Consider the following 17,945-nt stretch of genomic DNA (forward strand, 5'->3'; position numbering starts at 1 on the left):
TTTCGTTAATGCTTGTGTCTTTCTATGTACTTTTTTCTACAGCTCTGCCATCATGTCATACCACACAGCTCCGCCATGAGTGGACTGAGATACACCATGATTAACATAGCCAAACTTTTCATAATAATGGATCAAACCTTCCTTACAGGTCAAAATCATCTTTTTCCGTCCTGCGGCTCGGGCTTCTGCCATCAGCCGCTCCATCAGCTGAGCCGCCACCCCTTGCTTTTGATAACTGGGGTCCACAGCTAAGCCAAAAATCATTTGATTCAGGCCTGCTGGATTGTGGCCGCCTTCCGGCTCAAAGAGCTCATCACTAATCGTGTCCTGATTGGAAACACAGCCATTAATCAGTCCTACCAAGCTATCCCCATCCAAAGCTACATAAAAACTGTCGGGAAAAGCCTCAATCCGATAGGCAAAGGATTCCCGAGTAGCCGCTTCGGACTCAGGGAAGCAGCGGTTCTCCACCCACACTAAATCTTCCAAATCTTTTTCTTCCACTTTTCTAATCAACATATGCTTCATGCCTCCTGTGCAATCCGGGGTTCTGGGCTCATTTAACAAAGCTTCTGAAGTCTCCCGGGAAAAATAATTTATCTATAAAAGATCTTACCGATAAGACAGAAGTTCTGCCACTGACTTACGGGCCGGAGCCTCTGGTGGTGTCGTCTGTGGATAGCCTACGGCCAAAATAGCCGCTACCCGCTGCCCCTCCGGTATGGATGCAGCAGCGCCTACCTTCTCGTCATCAAAGATGCCCAAAATGACAGATCCCAGCCCTTTATCATAGGCTGCCAAGCAGAAAGTCTGGGCGGCTACTCCCGCATCAAACATCTGCCATCGATCTCCTTTGGGAGTAGAAAAAGAACCGTCCCGCTCAAATCCGCTGCGGCCCTCCACCATCGTTACCAGCACCAAGGCAGGCGCATGAAGCATAGTCTTGGTATTGAATTCAAAACCCAGAGCGCATTCCTCTGCCAACGTTTTCTTTACTGCTGGATCTTCCACTATTACATAACGGGTAATCTGGGTATTCTTCCAGGACGGTGCATAGGACGCGGCTTCTACAATCTCCTCCAGCCGTTCACGAGGAATCTTTCGATCCTCAAATCTTCTGATGCTCCGCCTGCCTTTTATACAGGATATTGTCTCCATTATCTTCTACCTCCTGACTCTCAATTCACTGGATTGATATCCTATATAGTGTACCTTTTTTCCATCGGTTTGTTAAGCCCTTTTCTAAAATCACTTCTCTGCCAGCGGATATAAGTTTTTGTCTTCCCGCTGGATTCGATCTTCTACCGCCTTAAACACCTGTTCGCTTTCTTTTAAAAACTGCTCTTTATTCTGGAGAATTTTAAAAGGAATGTTATACTTCTGCACGAAATCCTGGAAAACTTCCGCCAGTCCGCCCATCTCCTGAAAAAACTTTTGTGAGGTCCCTTTCACCGCTGTATCTTCGCTTTTCATCAACTTCGGATAGAGAAATTGATCTTCCGAAAGGAGATGCATTTTCAGCTTTCCTGCCAAGCTGTTGATATTAAAGCTCAAGTCTTGAGCGGTATCTTCCAAATTTTTTTCTTTAAGCCCCCTAATCTGTCCAAGAACCTCCAGCATCTCTACATGTTGTCTCTTTAAGTTTGACATATCACTCATTATTCTTACCTCCTGTATTCGCCCTCTCCGCTATGAAATAGCTTCCGGATGGCCTTTTCCCTGTTTTTTCACATTTCTTATGACCTTATTTTACCAAAGCCAAATGGGTTTTGTCGTTGTATTTACAACACTGTTTCCACAAATATTTGCACAACTTCCGGGTCAAACTGCCTTCCCGCCTGCCGTACTAACTCCTCCTTCGCCGCCTCCGCGGAAATCGGCTCCTTGTAAGGCCTCTTAGCGGTCATTGCTTCAAAGGCATCTGCGACAGTTATAATCCTAGACAAAAGAGGGATATCCGTTCCGCTGAGGCCATGGGGATAGCCAGTTCCGTCCCAGCGTTCGTGATGGTAGAGGACATGTTCCGCCAAGGAGGAATAAGCATCCACCGAGCGGAGAATCTGGTATCCGCACGCTGGATGTTTCTTGATTTCCTGATATTCGTCAGGGGTCAACTTTCCTGGCTTGTTCAAGATGTCATCAGATATAATGATTTTGCCGATGTCGTGCATGAGACCGGCAGTCTCCAACTCTCGGAGGACTTCCACCCCTAAGCCCATCTTTTCGCCGATCTCCCGGCTGAGCTTGCTGACCTTCTCTGAGTGAATCCGCTCCCGCTCATTCTTTTCATTGAGCGCATGAAGAATCGCCTGAATCGTCCGGTTTCGCATACTCTGGCTCTCCGTAATCTTTTTTGCATACATTTGTTTTTCCGCCCGCATGATTACTTGGTCAATAGAATCTTCCGGACTTTGCTTGGTATCGGCCCCAATTGAAACAGAAATGATAATATCGTTGAACGTCTCCATGGCAATCGCCTGATGAATCCTCTTCATACAAGCTTCTGTCTCTTCTAAAGTCGTTCTCGGCAGCAACAAAGTGAACTCATCGCCGCCTACTCTGGCGACTACCCCTTCTTTACCGCATTGTGCTTTTAATATTTTAGCGACCCGTCTCAGCAGCTCATCGCCCATGGCGTGTCCAAAAGCATCATTGGTCAGCTTCAGCCCGTTAACATCAGCCATAGCCATAGAAAGCGGCAAATTGCAGTCAGTATCTAACCGCCTTAACTCTTCTTCAAAAAAGCGTCGGTTATGAAGACCCGTCAGGTGGTCATGATAATTCAAATAAAGAATTTGTTCCTGCTTCAGCTTTTTCTCTGTAAAATCTCGAAAGACGATGACTGCACCGATTACGCACCCATATTCATCCTTGATAGGCGCGGCACTGTCTTCTACGGCAATGCGGGCTCCTGACTTTTGTATCAGAACAGCATCCTCGTCCAACCCCACAGGTTTGCCCTGCTCCAGGACCTCACTGACCGGACAAGCACATTTCATGCCGGTATTTTCCCTAACAATGTGGAAAACCTTTTTAAACTCCAGCCCTTTTGCCTCTTCCATGGTCCATCCGGTCAGTTCTTCCGCCGCTTGATTCATGATGTTAATTCGACCATACTCATCAGTAGAAATAACCCCATCTCCCAAGGAATGAATGGTAGTTTTAAAGAGAGAACGTTCCACGCTGATTTCCTCTTTAGCATTAGATAATTCCTGATTTTTGGATTCAATCTCGCAGAGGTAGTCTGTCAACCGGTCCAGCATAAAGGTTAAACCATTGGCGAGAATGCCAATCTCATCTGATCGAGCCAGATATTTTTTTGGCAGACACATGCCCTGGCTGCTTGCGCTGAACCTTTCAAGTTCCCGGCAAATCTGCACCACAGGCGTAGAGATATACCGTTTCAAAAATACAATGCTAAATAGTAACGCCAACATTAGCCCTGCCAGGATACAGAAATTAGTAGTCAAAAACCCGTTTAGAGGCGCAAAGACTACCTTGGTGGGGATAATGGTCAGTACCGTCATATTTAACTCTTCCATAGGCATATAGGCAATGAAACACGCTTCGCCCTTATAATAAAAACTAGCGATACCACGTTCCCCTGAAAGAATAGTTTTCGTCAAATCACTTCCCAGCCAATGAGCCAGAAATCTTTTTTCGTCTGAATGGCTGGTATCCATATCCGGATGGTAGAGAATCTGTCCCGAATTATAAACCAGCACGGCATAACCAGTCTCCTGGGTCTGATAACTTTCCATCATCGCATAAATATCTTCCATCATGATATCTAGGCTAAAAGCCCCTAGAAGCATTCCGTCGCTCACCAAAGGTGCGGCTACGGTTACAGCCATCTTGCCCGTCACCATATCCTGGTAAGGTGTAGTAACTGTCGTCCTACCCTTTTTTATAGTCTCAAGGTACCACTGTCTGCTAGACAGATTATAATTCTGATTTATATCATAATCATATATGTCCGTAATTAAATCATTGGCTTGGGCCAGGGATAAGTACGATAGTGCAATATTTTTGTCCAGCGCCGAAATGTTTGCCAATTCCTCCGTGACCTTAAGATACAGCGGATTTTTCCGCTTGTCGTCTCGGTCCTTTACTTCTTTGGCTAACTTAATAAAGTCCGGATTATCTTTCGCCTGGTCTACAATGATAATATATTTTTGCAAAAAAATTTCAATATTTGCAGAAATATTTTCAGAATCCTGGAGCAGCTGTTCCTGTGCTTGCTGTTCAAAATAATCTTTCAAATAAACATCAAGAAAAATGTAGTAGGTGAAAAACAACAAAAAAGTAAAGAACAAAATAGTCATGCCTATTACTCTGACAATACTCTTTTTTATCCATCTCATAAATCTACCTCCGAGGAGCACCCTTTTGTAAATTTATTTTGTTTACATATTTCCTAAATTGGCCCTTGCTTCTTTATAACAATGTAGATTTTTTTCAGAAAACATTCATTGTTATAATTTTCTGAAAACTTCTTCTTTGTGTTCATTATAATTTATTCTTCGCTAATTTACTACAGCTTTTATAAAATAATTTCTAAAATTTGACACATTGTAAACTATTTTCTGAACAAAGGTGCCTGCTTTTCTGTATAAGTTGGCCGAGCCCTGAATATACTAACATAAAAGAGCACTTAAAAAACGAAAGGTGGTAATGATTATGCCTGCATTACAGTGTAAAGTGGTTCCCTGTTCTTACAACAGCAAAGGCTGTTGCTGCCGGCCTTCCATTCACGTAAATGGTGCGACAGCCCATGTCTGTTCGGACACAGCCTGTCAATCCTTTGCGGAAAAGACCCAAAATCAAATGATTAGCGGGATTTCTTACAGTTCTCCAAACCAAACCCTCAGTGTAGATTGCGATGCTCACCGATGTATGTACAACCAGGACCGAAAATGTTCAGCAGAAGCGGTATCCATCAGCTACGGTTTTTCCGGTACGGAATGTTCCTCCTTTCAGTCAGGCCACAGTAAATAGTCCGCCCGGCACACCATTTAAAACTACAATAAAAAGCTAATGCTCCTCAAGCATTAGCTTTTTATTGTAGTTTAACTTTTTAAACATCCCTTAATAGGTTTTATAGATTCCTGCCGCCCGTTTCTTTTCTGCACTCTGACTGATATATGTACCTTCCACAATTCGACTATAGCCTTTCTTTTTTACTAGAGCCTTAATGTAATCTATATGAGGACATCGGTCGTGGTGATAATTCTCCGTCACCATACAGGAGGATAGGTGTACGACCACCTCCTCCTTCTTGAGGCCATTTTGCTTCGCGGACCTCTTTGAAAAATGCTCCAGCAGGGAAGCCAGTCCGGCACCGCAGCAACCGCCACAGGTCATTGGAATATAACGCACATTTTCATCATAGTCCTTATCTTTAAAGCTGTCTTCTCGATTATAAAAAGTGTTGGTGCAGGCAAAGCCACTGCACCGCCTTCTCACGATATCACATTGAATGACGATGACATACTTGGTTTCCATGTCTCTTTCCTCCTAAATTTTAGCTTTATTTGACGCCAATCTTGCAAAGGATTTTTGTGTTACATCAACTCTTCATCGTACATGGCCCGCTGACCGCCTACGAATTTCCGTCTGGTTCTGGCCGCCAAGACGATAGCATTTCCAATCTGCTTGGTCTCAATCCGCAGTGGTACTGCTACTTTTTTCAGATGCATACCAATCAAAGTGCCCCCTATATCCAGGCCCGCATCGGCTTTGATGGCTTCCACCGCTACTGGCTCCTTAAAGTTCTTGTACGCTGCGGTCGCAAAAGAACCACCTGCCTTGGGTTGCGGAATTACGTTGACGATATCATCGTCTGACGCCACTGATCGCTCTATAATCAGTGCTCGATTCAGATGTTCGCAGCACTGGGCAGCCAGAAAGATCCCTTTTGGCTGAAACACTCCATAAATCCCTTCAAAGATAGCATTGGCCACCTCTGGATTGGAGCTGCTGCCAATCTTGCAGCCTTCTACCTCACTGGAGGAGCAGCCGATAACCACCAGGGCTCCTTCTTTTAGCTTTGCAGCTTCGCACAGCTGCTCCGCAGCGGCAGCAGCTTCTTGTTTAATTTGTTCTAACATGATTCATCCCTCCCATATCAAATGGTCTCTTTATTTTGAAACAGTTTTCTCTATCCTTAATGTACCACAAATGACTTATAAAATTTTATCTTTGCAGCACTTTATAAGTAGCACTGGCGGCAGCTACCAGCGGGCCGCCCTTCTGGATGCTGGCTTCGCCGTTCAAGGTCAAAAGCGAAGCTCCCGAGGAAAGCAGCTGGGCCTTAATTTGTACCTTATCTGCTCCTGCGATGGGCAGCAGATAGCGGACATTCAAGTCCACCGTAGGGGAAAACACTCCTCCTAGCTGGCGACAGATGCAATTAGCAAACAAGCCTAAAGCATAATCCATCATGGAGGCAGTTATTCCACCGTGAAGTGCATTGTTGGGATTCAGTTCCCAGTCGTATATGGGAAACTCAAAAATGGCTGTCCGCTCCTCTTTATTGCAAGTTATCAGCTGAATGTTCAGCATTTCGTTCAACCGCTCTGGTTCCCGTCGTCTTTCAGCTATAAAAGCCCTCATTATTTTTTCCAAATCATCTTGCTTAAAAATCTCTTCTATAGACATATTTTCTCCTAATAAATTTTTTATATTACTTGTGCAATTTCCGTATTCAAGGGCTTGCTTTTCTTAACATTTTGCCTCTATATTTTATCACATTTGCTCTTTCACTTCAATTTCCCCCTGAAATTTTTCTTAAAATATCAAAATAATGGTTGCATATTTTTGTATCATTGTTATAATAATTATATTATATAGTTTTCAATATTACATTACAAAATATTATTTATAAAAAAGGAGAATGAACATGCCTATATACAAACAATTTATGAATGCCCGAGACCCGCTCAGCAGCTTCACACATTTTATCGGTGCCTGCATGGCCGTGGGAGCTACCCTCCTTCTGATTGGAAAATGCCTGTATCTAGAAGGAACGCATCCGATGACGATCGTCAGTGCTGTAATCTTTGGCTTATCCATGATTGCCCTTTACAGCACCAGCTCGATTTACCATTTTGTCAAAGTCCCTGCTCCTATTCTGGTGCGTATTCGCAAGCTGGATCATTCCATGATTTACGTACTCATTGCTGGAACCTATACACCTATCGTTATCGGTTTTATGGACCTAAAACGGGCAGCGGTATTTATGGGAGCGATTTGGCTGGTAGCCCTGGTAGGCATTCTCATTAAGGTTTGCTCGCTTCACGCGCCCAGGTGGCTGTATACGTCCCTCTATCTGCTCATGGGCTGGGCCATTGTCTTCGATCTGGACTTCCTGCGGCAAATCCCCTTGGAGGCCATCCTGCTTATCGCTGTGGGCGGTGTAATGTATTCCATCGGTGCAGGTTTTTACATTGCGAAAAAGCCTAATTTCAGCAAAGCTTTCGGCTTTCACGAGATTTTTCACATCTTTGTTATTCTGGGGACCGTATTCCAGTATAGTGCCATCTATCTCTACGCCATTTAGAGGACTTAGCAGCCAAAGCGGACTGTAACACAGGATAAATTTAAATGAATAGACTTAAAGTTTGATACACACTTGGAGGCGGATTCTTCGATAATAAACAAATCGAAAGGAATCTGACCTCCTTTTTACATGTTCATTTACAACATGGCACCTCCTTCTACATTTAAGGTATATTGAATTTAATGCAATATATATTTGGCATTTTGCATTATATATTATATAGTAAGACTATTAAAGGAGACATATCCATGAAAAACAAGCGAATGAAGATTGCCCGAATGGAAGCCGATATGAAACAAGACGATTTGGCAAAGGCTATAGGCGTTACCCGGCAGACGATTGGACTAATCGAATCAGGAGAATACAACCCTACCCTAAAACTTTGCATTGGAATTTGCAGAGCCCTTGGCAAGACATTAAATGATTTATTTTGGGAGGAATGAAGATGAAAAAACAGAAAAAAATTCAACAACGGTTAGACGAAATTGAAGCCGAAGAATAACTACCCAAAGGAGAAAAACACTTATGAAACTTGATTACAAAACGCCCACCGCCCAAGATTATATAAATCTCCGCTTGCGTTCTGGCATGGGCGAAAAAGAATTACACAGAAGTCAGAGGGCCCTGGAGAATTCCTTGTTTGTGGTTTCTCTCTACGATGACGATACCTTGATTGGTTTTGGCCGCATAGTGGGTGATGGCGGTATAACCTATGTTGTAAGTGATATTATGGTGGACAAACGTTATCAGCGACAAGGTTATGCGGAACAGATTATGAAAGCCATCGATTGCTACCTTCAAGAAAACACCCATGAAGATAGTTATATTTGCCTCATAGCAAATCATCCTGCTGATCGGCTGTATCACAAGCATCAATTTGAGTACTTGCCGGAAAACAAGTGTGGCATGCTGCGAAATCAGAGCAAGAACAAACTTGTCGATTAAGCGCTCTCATCACAGATTGACGGCCTATCGTTATAGAAAAAAAAGGAGTCTTCTCCCTTGAAAAAGACTCCTTTTTTGCTTAAAACCGTATATTCAGTCTGCTTCATTCCCGCTGTTTCTTGCGGCACAGAAGCTCTCACTTTCTATTAAAGCTGATATTCATATTGACCGTCCAGGCGGACCTTATAATAGTCTGCAAAGGAAGTCTTGAAAATATCCTGGCCTTGTTCCAACGGAATCTGCTTTTTAATCAGATACTGATAAATGCCAGCATAATCTATATTGCCTTGCAGCAAAATGCTGTCCAGCTTGTGATCTCGAATGATGGCCCTTTTATAGCAGTGCCGGTCTTCACTCACCACCACTTGATCGCCTTCCTGAACCTGCCCTTTTCCCAAAGAAAGCGTCACCAGACCGAAAAAATTAATGGTATTCTTCAGGGCGTAAGTATCCTCATAACACATACGAAAACCGCACATATTTTCTGCGGCAATACGCCCCTGTTTCATGGCGTTAGGCCAAATGCCAGACAGGCCCGTCACATCTCCTGCGGCATATACGTCCGGCAGATTCGTCTCCATGCAGTCGTTGACGGAAATGCTCCGCTCTCCTTCCAAACCGGAACCCAATCCCCATCCCAGGGCCGGATGAACCCCCGCCGCCACGATAACCAGATTGCAGTTCAGAGTCGTTCCATCGTCTAACACCAGCTGGCAGACCCGGTTCTGCCCGTCTGTCACCGTCTCCGAGGCCTTGCGCCCCAACAGAAACTTGCAGCCAGCTTGTTCAAACCGCTTGCGATATTCCTGGCCTGCCACTTCATCCAGTTGCAGGGGCAATATCCGCTCCGCCATTTCTACCACAGTTACATCCATCTGCCGCTCCAAGAGAGCGTAAGCTGCATCCATGCCCACCAAGCCGGAGCCCACAATAACCACTTTGCCCTGGGGGCGGATATAGGCCCCTATAGCCTGAGCATCACTGAGATTTCGCAGCCCGAATACATTGCTTGCCGTCGGAAAATCTCCTATCGGCGGCATAAAGCTGTCTGCTCCGGTAGCAATCAACAGCTTATCATAGCAGATCACTTGATGGTTGGTCAGAATCAGATTTTTCCGCTCCGGCACCAGGGCTTGGACCGCAACCGATGGCAGCCAGGTTATGTTGTTTCTTACAAAGAAATCTTCTGAAACAAAATTAAGTGTTCGTTCATCCCGATGTCCGCTTAAATAGTGGTGGAGCATACATCGAGAGTGGACATGCTCATCCTTGGAAACCATCACAATTTCAGCTACCGGCTCTAGCTCTCGAATCCTTCTGGCCGCCGTCATGCCGGCAGCACCTACGCCTATTATCACATGTCTCATGCCTGTACCTCCTGGACCCATATGGCCTTCTTGGGACAATTTTTTACACAGCTAGGCTCAGAATCTGCCTCCAGGCAGAAATCGCACTTGATGACCTTGGTACGAGTCAAGGTGTCTGGCTTTAAAACGCCATAAGGACAGTTCATCACGCACATAAAGCAGGCACCGCATTTCTTCTCGTCATAGCGGACTAAACCGGTATCCTTTTCTTTGTTCAGCGCTCCGCTCATACAAGACATGGCACATTCCGGCAAGGTACAGTGCCGACAGAAAATAGGCCGATATCCGCCCTTACCGTCAGCCAAAATATGGTTTCTGGTCTCATTTTTCGGGTCACTCATATCCAAATCATAGATGCTGCCTGCCGGCTCTCTATGGGCCTGCATACAGGCAGCGCTGCAATTTTTACAGCCGTCGCATTTGCTGTCATCAATCATTATTCTCTTCATGAAGCCGCCTCCCCTATATGTTTAACGCAGAGCGCTTCTCCAAGATAATCTTTTCCAATAGCTCCGCCGATTCCTTGGCATCTGAATTGATGATCAGCTGTCCGCCAGTAAGCTGCTTCATGTCTTCTGTCAGCACTTTAACAGCGACCTTGCTGCCCGTGATAAACGGCGGCAATCCCAAATGAAGAGGCAGCCCTAGAGCCAGACCGTAAGCACCGTCGGCCAAGGCTTGTTCTTCCAGCCACTGGGCCGCAGACAGCACCAGCGGCAGCTGCGGCAAGTCCACGCCCAGCTCTTCCGCCATCTCCGAAGCCACAATTTCCAATCGTCCGATAGCTAGACAGGGACCAAAGTTCAGCACAGGCGGGATGCCCAGCTTTTCACAGACAGCTCTCAGCTTAGGCCCTGCCATCTGCGCAGCTTCCGGTGTCATAAGACCGCAGTTTTCGATGCCGCCGGAGGAGCAGCCCGCAGTCAGCACCAAGATGTCTTTGGCGATCAGCTCCTTGGTCAGCTCTACGCTGAGCACGTCATGCCCGCCAGCAGTCAAGTTGGAGCAGCCTACCACTCCGGCAAGACCTTTAATCTCCCCTGCGGCAATCAAATCAATCAGCGGCTTCCACTTGCCGCCCAAAAAGGCTTTTAAAGACACTTCGCTGACTCCGGTGAGGGTATTATCGTTGCCGTGATCCGGCAGCAAGTTCAGGGGTACGTCTTTGTGAATAGACTTATACGCTCCCATAAGGGCATCAATCAACGGTTTCCATTCCGCATTAGCCTGGGAGAAATCCAAATTCAGCGCTCCACGCCGCGCGGCATAGGCCTCGACAATTTTGTCGATAATCAGTTCTCCCTGATGGGCCCTTTCTGTAAAGGGGAACTCCATCAATTCCGCATTGGCTTTTTTAGCTACGCTGTCCAGACAGATTTGTTTAATCTTCAGTTCCTCACAGATGGGTTCAATGCCCGGCAGGGTGCAGTTGAATTCAGACAACACGGCGTCGATAGCACCGGTAGCCAAAATGGCTTCGCTGGTGTAGTTATTTCCAGCGTGTCCGTCAAAAATCTCCGTGTAATGGCTTCCTCTCAGCTGCAAATCTTGTCCTACACAGGTACATCCTACCAGTTTAAAGCCTTTAGCCCCTACCGCTTTGGCCTTGGCCACGGCCTCTGGTTGAATCAGCCTTTCTTGAAGATCTGTAAACATGGAATGCTGATGCCCGGTAATCATAATGTTGATGTAATCCGGATTGATAACCCGCAGGCCTACCGGTGCAAATCGCAGCTCCGGCTCCCCCAGGAGAACATCATTGAGCAGATTGGTGAGCACAAGTCCGTACAGACCCGTAGAAATACCCAGTCGCAGACAGTCTACCAGCATGTCCACCGGGTCAGAATTCAGATTGGTAGAACATTTCACCACCCCTCTAAATACTTCAGATTTTGCGCCCCCCGGCAAAATGCCCAGTTCCTTCCATTTTTCAAAACGAGGCTTGTAGGCAAGTTTTTCTACCAGCTCCATCTGGACGTATTCTGGTTTGTACAAATCGCTAATCACCGCGTCAGCTGCCTTCTCCGCCTTTTCATAAAGACTGCTCCCACTAATGTCAAAGAGCTGGCAGAGTCGTTCCAAGGCCTTTTCGCCTTTAATCGGACCTTTGGCCCTGGCTGTGTTTTTTAAGTTTAAAGCAGTATTTTCCACTACGTGGATATAGCAGCCGGAGCCAGCGGCTACCGCCCGTAAAAAATTTCTGGTGACGATGGTATCCGCATTGGCCCCGCAAATTCCTCTAGGTGCATCCGGCGTAATCCGACAGGGTCCATTGGAACACAGCCTGCAACAGACACCTTGCAGCCCAAAGCCGCATTTCGTGCGCTGGGATTCCACCCGGTGGTGAGACGTTTCCAAGGGCAAGCTGGCTATAAACGCTTCCAAAGGCTTGTCTGCACTTTTACAGGTATTACACCCGAAACAGTTATTCATGAACTTCCTCCTTATTCCCACAAACTGGGATTAATTTTCCTTCATTTCTTACTTTCATTTAATTTTTTATAGACTAAAAGACAAACAATATATAAGGTTACTATATACCACCCTTACTGCTTTCTCTATCATTAATTTGCAATATTCCACAATTTTCTCTCAGCGCAATCGTTTTTTCCTTCACAAACCTATTGAATTTATTCAATTTTGTGTTATCTTATATACTGACGTATTTTTAATAAAGAAGGGTTGTGGAAAATTACTTGGAAAAAATCAAATTACATGGATTCAATAATCTGACGAAGACCTTGAGCTTCAATTTATATGATGTGAGCTACACAAAAACCGTTTGTGATAGAAAAGCCTACATTGAGTACATTGATGAGGAATACAATGCGCCAAAGCTGACCAATATTCTGGAAAACGTTACCCAAATCATCGGTGCCAACATTTTAAATATCGCCGTGCAGGATTACGATCCCCAAGGTGCCAGCGTGACTATTTTAATTTGCGAGGAAAGTGCCCCGCCGTCTCATCATCCCTACACGCTGAACCCCTCTGTGGTGGGTCATCTGGACAAAAGCCACATAACAGTTCACACCTATCCAGAATACCATCCGGATAACGGCGTATGCACCTTTCGGGCAGATATTGACGTATCCACCTGCGGTGAAATCTCTCCGCTGATGGCTTTAAATTATTTGATTGACAGCTTTGACTCAGACATTATGACTATAGATTATAAAGTGAGAGGTTTTACTCGCGACATAAAGGGAAACAAGCTCTTTATCGATCACGATATCACCTCCATCCAAGACTACATCGAACGGGAATTCTTAAACATTTACCAGATGATTGACGTAAATGTTTACCAGGAAAACATCTTCCACACCAAATGCAAGGTGCGGAACTTTCAGTTGGATGATTACCTGTTCAACCTAAAAGAAGAGAACTTAAACGAAAAAGAGTTGAGAAAAATTACCAATCGGTTGAAAAACGAGATTGATGAAATTTTCTACGGAAGAAACTTGCCTACATTATATTAGATACTAGCGATATTAGCGCAATATTAGCATTAAAGGAGAACCCTCACTATGATACATGACATGGCAGACCTCTGGTTCCACGAACATCACGTGCTCCACTCCGTTAAATTCGGGCTGAACGTAGAGGAAATCCTGCATACGGAACAAACCCCTTTTCAACAGCTGGCTGTCTACCGCAATGACACCTTTGGTGTTTTCATGACTCTGGATGGCTTCATTCAAGTGACAGAGCGGGACGAATTCATTTACCACGATATGATTTGCCACCCAGCTCTGGCAGTAAATCCAGCTATCAAAAAGGTGCTCATCATCGGCGGCGGCGATGGCGGTACAGCCAGAGAAGTGGCTCGCTACCCTCATATCCAGCAAATCGATATGGTGGAAATCGACGGAGCTGTGGTAGAAGCTTGTAAGAAGTATTTACCGTCTACTGCTTCGGTGCTGTCTAACGAACCTCGACTGAATCTCATCATCGGCGACGGACTTCAATTTGTAAAAGAAGCGCCAGACGGGGCTTATGACTTGATTTTAGTGGATTCCACCGACCCCGCAGGGCCTGGTGAAGGCTTATTTACGGTGTCCTTTTATGAAAACTGCTACCGAGCGCTGGCCGAAGATGGCATTCTCATCAATCAGCACGAATGTGCTTTTCACGCCTTGGACGCGGAACAGATGCAGAAGGCTCACAGCAAAATAAAAAAAGTCTTCCCCATCGCTAAGGTATACGGCTTCAATATTCCTACCTACGCCACCGGCTATTGGTATTTTGGCTTTGCTTCTAAAAAATACGATCCAGTAGCTCATGTAAAAGCTTCTGAATGGGAAAAGTTCGGGCTGACGACTAAATATTATAATACGGATATTCACACAGGAGCTTTTGCCCTGCCAAACTATGTCAAAGAAGTTTTAGCCAAAGCCTAGACAAGGCGGTTTACCTGTGATACGATAGCCAAGGTTCCGCATTAAAATCGGTGCCTTGGCTTAAAAACTCAGAAGCATTCAGAGAACGGCAAGCTGAAAACATAAACAAACCCCATAACCATAAATTGAATAGGACAGTTCGTAACCATCCTGTCGCTAAACAAAACTAGGACCCGCCTGCTCGGTTTGAGCAGGATGATTTGTGGTGCTATGGCACCCTTTTCTTTTTTGCGTTCTATTTTCTTTTGTTCTCTCCTCTGACCGGACTAGTTTGAACTTCCTGACACCATTACATAGAAAGGAAGGCACCATGTCCGACAGCAATAATCTAACCCGCTACTCCCTAATCTGCGAAAAAAATCCCCGAGAAATTGTACTTCTGCGAGGCAGCGGCTGCAAATGGCGGCGTTGCAGGTTCTGCGACTACCACCTGGATTTTCACCCGGACCCCAGCCTGAACTACGAGCTGAACGCTTCGATCCTAAGGCAGGTCACCGGTCAATTTCATCGGCTGGAAGTCATCAATTCCGGCAGCTTTTCCGATTTAGATTCGGAGACCACAGCCCTTCTTCGGGAAATCTGCATCCATAAAGGAATTCATACACTTTATGTGGAGTGCCATTGGCTGGACCGCCACCACATAGCCCCCTTCAAGGAAGCCTTTGCAGCGGCTGGCATCCATGTGGAGGTAAAGGGCGGCATAGAGACCTTTGATCAGGCTTACCGGGAATCGGTTTTCTGTAAAGGCATTGATACAGACAGTCCCGAGGAAATGGCTCGCTATTACGAGCAAGTCTGCTTGCTTTTTGGCACTACCGGCCAAACCCAAGCCTCTATGGAACGGGACTTGACGCTGGGCTTGCAGCACTTTAAGCGGGTCTGCATCAACGTGATGACGGAAAACAGTACCTCGATAAAACCAGACCAACAAGTCATTGCTCTTTTTCGGGAATATATCTATCCAAAATATCGATTAGAGGACCGAGTGGATATTCTCATGAACAATACTGATTTTGGCGTAGGAGGAAGCGATGAATAACGAATTTATATTGATTACCACCATGATTGTTTTATACTCTGTGGTGCTGCTGTGGTACAAGCTCTTTGGTCGGACGGGACTTCTATGTTGGATTGTTTTTGCCACTATTGCAGCCAATATCGAAGTCTTGGTCGTAATAGATGCCTTTGGCATGGAGCAGACCTTAGGCAACATCATGTTTGCCACCACCTTTATGGTCACCGATATTCTCAGTGAAACAGAAGGAAAGCCCGTAGCAAAAAAAGCGGTGAATGTCGGCATTCTGACCTCTATTTCTTTCATCGCTGTCAGCCAGGCCTGGCTTCTGTACACCCCTTCAACCAATGACTGGGCTTTTCCCAGTATCCAAGCCGTCTTTTCCAATACACCGCGGCTGATGTTTGTCAGCCTGGGGGTATACGCCATCGTCCAGCGGTTTGACGTATGGGCCTACAACAAAGTATGGGATATGACAAATCGATTGAGTAACGATAGAAAAAAGTACCTGTGGCTGCGAAACAACACCTCTGCCCTGTTGTCTCAACTGCTGAACACCGTACTCTTCACCTTGGGCGCGTTCTGGGGTACTCTTCCTCTTCATACCCTGCTGAGCATCATGTGCTCCAGCTATATCATTTTTATTGTCACGTCAGTGGCGGACACCCCTTTCGTCTATGCCGCCCGACGAATCAGCTATACTCTCAAGAGCAATTACTAGCATAAAAAAGGAATGACTCTCCGCTCCTCCTCTTCAATCAGAGGGCTCAGCTGAGAATCATTCCTTTATTCGTTTTTATTCTATGGTATTTTCCTGCCGTTTAATTTTATGGGTGGTCGTCTTAACAAACTCTGTCCCACGGACTACAATGTGCCGAACCCGTTTATAGTTGGGCAGTGTCTGATTCACGTCTGCAATCTTTCCCTTCAAGAGCTGATACACTTTGTCTGCATCCTCCGCGTAACCGAATTCATCTTGAATGGTCTCGTAAGCCGGACGAATCTGAACGCTGACAGTAGTCTCTCCCGTATCGTCGTTATCGGTGCCGTAGACCATACATTCTTCAATGTATGGAATCTTGCTCAAATATTCCTCAATCTCCTCTGGATAAATATTCTTGCCGGTCTTCGTGACGATAACATTTTTCTTTCGTCCAGTCAGATAGAGGAAACCATTTTCGTCCACAAAGCCCAAGTCCCCCGTATGGAACCAGCCATCTTTTAAGACCTCTGCTGTCTTTTCTGGCATGTTATAATATCCCAGCATCACATTTGGACCTTTGAAAATAATTTCGCCAATGCCATCTTCATTTTCATTGATGAGCTGCAATTGACCGCTGGGTACCACCTGTCCTACGGAACCGGCCTTTGCATATCGGTCGGTAAAATCTGGTGTTCCAGATACTAGCGGTGCGGCCTCTGTCAGGCCATAGCCCATCACCATTTCTATGCCCAGGTCCTGAAATCCCCGTACAACGTTAGGACTGATGGCGGCGGCTCCCGTCACCAATAATCTCAGCCGTCCGCCAAAATTAGCATATACGGATTTAAAGATTTTCTTTCGAGCATCAATACCAACCTTTTTTAACGTCTTGTTCAGTTTAATAGCCATCTTCAGGGCCTTTGTCATATCGGATTTCTCTGCCTGTTTCCAAATCTTGTTGTACATGGATTCAAAGATTAGAGGCACCCCTACCAGCAAAGTAGCTTGAGCCTCTGCCAAATTTTTAACCACATATTTAAGGCCCTCATAGAAAGCGATAGAGCCACCCTGAAACAATACCACCATAATGCCCACTGAAGACTCAAAGGTATGGTGGATAGGCAGGATAGACAGCGCCCGGTCATCCTCTTTCAACTTAACAATGCGGCTGATGTCCTGCACATTGCTGACAATGTTCTTATGGCAAAGCATAACCGCCTTTGGCACGTCTGTGGTTCCTGATGTGAACAGCAGCATGCGTACCTCCAAGGGATCAATGACCAGATCCACATAACGGCGATCACCCTTCCCCAACATTTTTCGTCCCTCTTCCAGTAGATAATCCAGCGTGTTTTCCTGATCCGCCTGTACCTTCTTGGTATAAACTTCCATTTGAAACTTATGTGGAATCTCTACATCCCGAAAAACATTTTTATAGGCAGACGTGTAAAAAACAGCTTTGCAGCCAGCAGTAGTCAGCAAGTTCACAATCTCTTCTTTGCTCAGTTCCTTATCCAAGGGCACCACTTTGCCCACGCCGTTTACCACCGCAAAATAAGCCACCATCCACGCGTAACAGTTCTCTCCGATGACGGCGATATTTTCACCTTCCATGCCCATGTCCAGCAATTTAGTACCCAGCGCATCCACATCATCCTTCAAGGTAATAAAGTTGACTTCCCTGTAGGGTCCGCCCTTTTCTTCTTTATATAAAAACGCTGGCTTCTTGCCAAATAACTCCTTGCAGGTGGTCAACATCTCTTTCAACGTATCGATGTCTCTTACATGGTGCAGCTTGTTCTTATATATATTTTCATATATCATTTCGGGCCTCCAATTATACGAAATTTATGGTATACTAGATGTATATTGTGGTACAATTCTTATGTTTTTATAAGCCTGCACCATAAACTTAGTATGGCACAGGTACGGTGTAAAATCAATATTTATTTTG

General features: G+C 45.4%; 19 protein-coding genes. 8 read left to right on the plus strand and 11 right to left on the minus strand.

Annotated features, from left to right (window positions below; translation table 11 throughout):
- Positions 1 to 36: 36 nt before the first annotated feature.
- The 4 genes from Ami103574_RS09400 to Ami103574_RS09415 form a co-directional block, all read right to left on the minus strand.
- Positions 37 to 519 carry a GNAT family N-acetyltransferase gene (locus tag Ami103574_RS09400; protein WP_163066778.1) on the minus strand — a complete coding sequence of 161 codons (483 nt, stop codon included), beginning with the start codon at positions 517 to 519 and terminating at the stop codon, positions 37 to 39.
- A gap of 93 nt (positions 520 to 612) precedes the next feature.
- On the minus strand, positions 613 to 1,158 hold the full coding sequence (locus tag Ami103574_RS09405; protein WP_163066779.1) for a nitroreductase family protein: 546 nt from the start codon (positions 1,156 to 1,158) through the stop codon (positions 613 to 615).
- 90 nt (positions 1,159 to 1,248) lie between these two features.
- Positions 1,249 to 1,659, minus strand: coding sequence for a hemerythrin domain-containing protein (locus Ami103574_RS09410; RefSeq protein WP_163066780.1), 411 nt, complete (start codon positions 1,657 to 1,659; stop codon positions 1,249 to 1,251).
- A 122-nt stretch (positions 1,660 to 1,781) separates the two neighbouring features.
- The gene (locus Ami103574_RS09415) at positions 1,782 to 4,364 is read right to left on the minus strand and encodes an HD domain-containing phosphohydrolase (RefSeq protein WP_163066781.1); all 2,583 of its coding nucleotides are present in this window, start codon (positions 4,362 to 4,364) and stop codon (positions 1,782 to 1,784) included.
- Between the two features lie 316 nt (positions 4,365 to 4,680).
- Here Ami103574_RS09415 and Ami103574_RS09420 point away from each other — a divergent pair, with 316 nt between their 5' ends.
- Positions 4,681 to 4,998, plus strand: coding sequence for a DUF1540 domain-containing protein (locus Ami103574_RS09420; RefSeq protein WP_163066782.1), 318 nt, complete (start codon positions 4,681 to 4,683; stop codon positions 4,996 to 4,998).
- 90 nt (positions 4,999 to 5,088) lie between these two features.
- Here the strand turns inward: Ami103574_RS09420 and Ami103574_RS09425 are convergent, their stop codons facing one another.
- The 3 genes from Ami103574_RS09425 to Ami103574_RS09435 all read right to left on the minus strand — a co-directional run bounded on the left by Ami103574_RS09425 (position 5,089) and on the right by Ami103574_RS09435 (position 6,660).
- Entirely contained in the window at positions 5,089 to 5,505 is a 417-nt protein-coding gene (locus Ami103574_RS09425; protein ID WP_163066783.1) for a CGGC domain-containing protein, read from the minus strand.
- 59 nt (positions 5,506 to 5,564) lie between these two features.
- Positions 5,565 to 6,110: a TIGR01440 family protein gene (locus Ami103574_RS09430; RefSeq protein ID WP_163066784.1), complete on the minus strand. Its 546-nt coding sequence runs from the start codon at positions 6,108 to 6,110 to the stop codon at positions 5,565 to 5,567.
- An 85-nt stretch (positions 6,111 to 6,195) separates the two neighbouring features.
- The gene (locus tag Ami103574_RS09435; protein WP_163066785.1) at positions 6,196 to 6,660 is read right to left on the minus strand and encodes a PaaI family thioesterase; all 465 of its coding nucleotides are present in this window, start codon (positions 6,658 to 6,660) and stop codon (positions 6,196 to 6,198) included.
- A gap of 241 nt (positions 6,661 to 6,901) precedes the next feature.
- Between Ami103574_RS09435 and trhA the strand changes: the two genes are divergently transcribed.
- The 3 genes from trhA (at position 6,902) to Ami103574_RS09450 (ending at position 8,506) form a co-directional block, all read left to right on the plus strand.
- Positions 6,902 to 7,561 carry a PAQR family membrane homeostasis protein TrhA gene (trhA, locus tag Ami103574_RS09440; protein WP_163066786.1) on the plus strand — a complete coding sequence of 220 codons (660 nt, stop codon included), beginning with the start codon at positions 6,902 to 6,904 and terminating at the stop codon, positions 7,559 to 7,561.
- A 248-nt stretch (positions 7,562 to 7,809) separates the two neighbouring features.
- Positions 7,810 to 8,004: a helix-turn-helix transcriptional regulator gene (locus Ami103574_RS09445; protein ID WP_163066787.1), complete on the plus strand. Its 195-nt coding sequence runs from the start codon at positions 7,810 to 7,812 to the stop codon at positions 8,002 to 8,004.
- Positions 8,005 to 8,086: 82 nt separating this feature from the next.
- Positions 8,087 to 8,506, plus strand: a complete 420-nt coding sequence (locus Ami103574_RS09450; protein WP_163066788.1) for a GNAT family N-acetyltransferase — start codon at positions 8,087 to 8,089, stop codon at positions 8,504 to 8,506.
- 146 nt (positions 8,507 to 8,652) lie between these two features.
- On the opposite strand, the gene Ami103574_RS09455 is transcribed toward Ami103574_RS09450, so the two are convergent.
- From Ami103574_RS09455 to Ami103574_RS09465, 3 genes are read right to left on the minus strand one after another with little or no spacing between them, the layout of a single operon-like run.
- Positions 8,653 to 9,873 carry an NAD(P)/FAD-dependent oxidoreductase gene (locus Ami103574_RS09455; RefSeq protein WP_163066789.1) on the minus strand — a complete coding sequence of 407 codons (1,221 nt, stop codon included), beginning with the start codon at positions 9,871 to 9,873 and terminating at the stop codon, positions 8,653 to 8,655.
- A complete protein-coding gene (locus Ami103574_RS09460; protein WP_163066790.1) occupies positions 9,870 to 10,322 on the minus strand; it encodes a 4Fe-4S dicluster domain-containing protein in 453 nt (150 codons plus the stop codon). Before Ami103574_RS09460 ends, Ami103574_RS09455 begins: the two co-directional genes overlap by 4 nt.
- A gap of 13 nt (positions 10,323 to 10,335) precedes the next feature.
- A complete protein-coding gene (locus Ami103574_RS09465; RefSeq protein ID WP_163066791.1) occupies positions 10,336 to 12,306 on the minus strand; it encodes a carbon monoxide dehydrogenase in 1,971 nt (656 codons plus the stop codon).
- A 263-nt stretch (positions 12,307 to 12,569) separates the two neighbouring features.
- On the opposite strand from Ami103574_RS09465, the gene speD reads away from it, so the two are divergent.
- The 4 genes from speD (at position 12,570) to Ami103574_RS09485 (ending at position 16,009) form a co-directional block, all read left to right on the plus strand.
- Positions 12,570 to 13,352 (plus strand): adenosylmethionine decarboxylase, encoded by a 783-nt coding sequence (gene speD, locus Ami103574_RS09470; RefSeq protein WP_330586994.1) that lies wholly within the window; start codon positions 12,570 to 12,572, stop codon positions 13,350 to 13,352.
- A gap of 48 nt (positions 13,353 to 13,400) precedes the next feature.
- Positions 13,401 to 14,273 (plus strand): polyamine aminopropyltransferase, encoded by an 873-nt coding sequence (gene speE / locus Ami103574_RS09475; protein ID WP_330586996.1) that lies wholly within the window; start codon positions 13,401 to 13,403, stop codon positions 14,271 to 14,273.
- 310 nt (positions 14,274 to 14,583) lie between these two features.
- On the plus strand, positions 14,584 to 15,312 hold the full coding sequence (locus Ami103574_RS09480) for a radical SAM protein (protein ID WP_163066793.1): 729 nt from the start codon (positions 14,584 to 14,586) through the stop codon (positions 15,310 to 15,312).
- Positions 15,305 to 16,009 (plus strand): queuosine precursor transporter, encoded by a 705-nt coding sequence (locus tag Ami103574_RS09485; RefSeq protein WP_163066794.1) that lies wholly within the window; start codon positions 15,305 to 15,307, stop codon positions 16,007 to 16,009. The genes Ami103574_RS09480 and Ami103574_RS09485 overlap by 8 nt, the downstream gene beginning before the upstream one ends.
- 75 nt (positions 16,010 to 16,084) lie before the next feature.
- Here the strand turns inward: Ami103574_RS09485 and Ami103574_RS09490 are convergent, their stop codons facing one another.
- Entirely contained in the window at positions 16,085 to 17,815 is a 1,731-nt protein-coding gene (locus Ami103574_RS09490) for an AMP-dependent synthetase/ligase (protein ID WP_163066795.1), read from the minus strand.
- Positions 17,816 to 17,945 lie beyond the last annotated feature (130 nt).

This window comes from Aminipila butyrica (genome assembly GCF_010669305.1).
Classification (GTDB): Bacteria; Bacillota; Clostridia; order Peptostreptococcales; family Anaerovoracaceae; genus Aminipila; species Aminipila butyrica.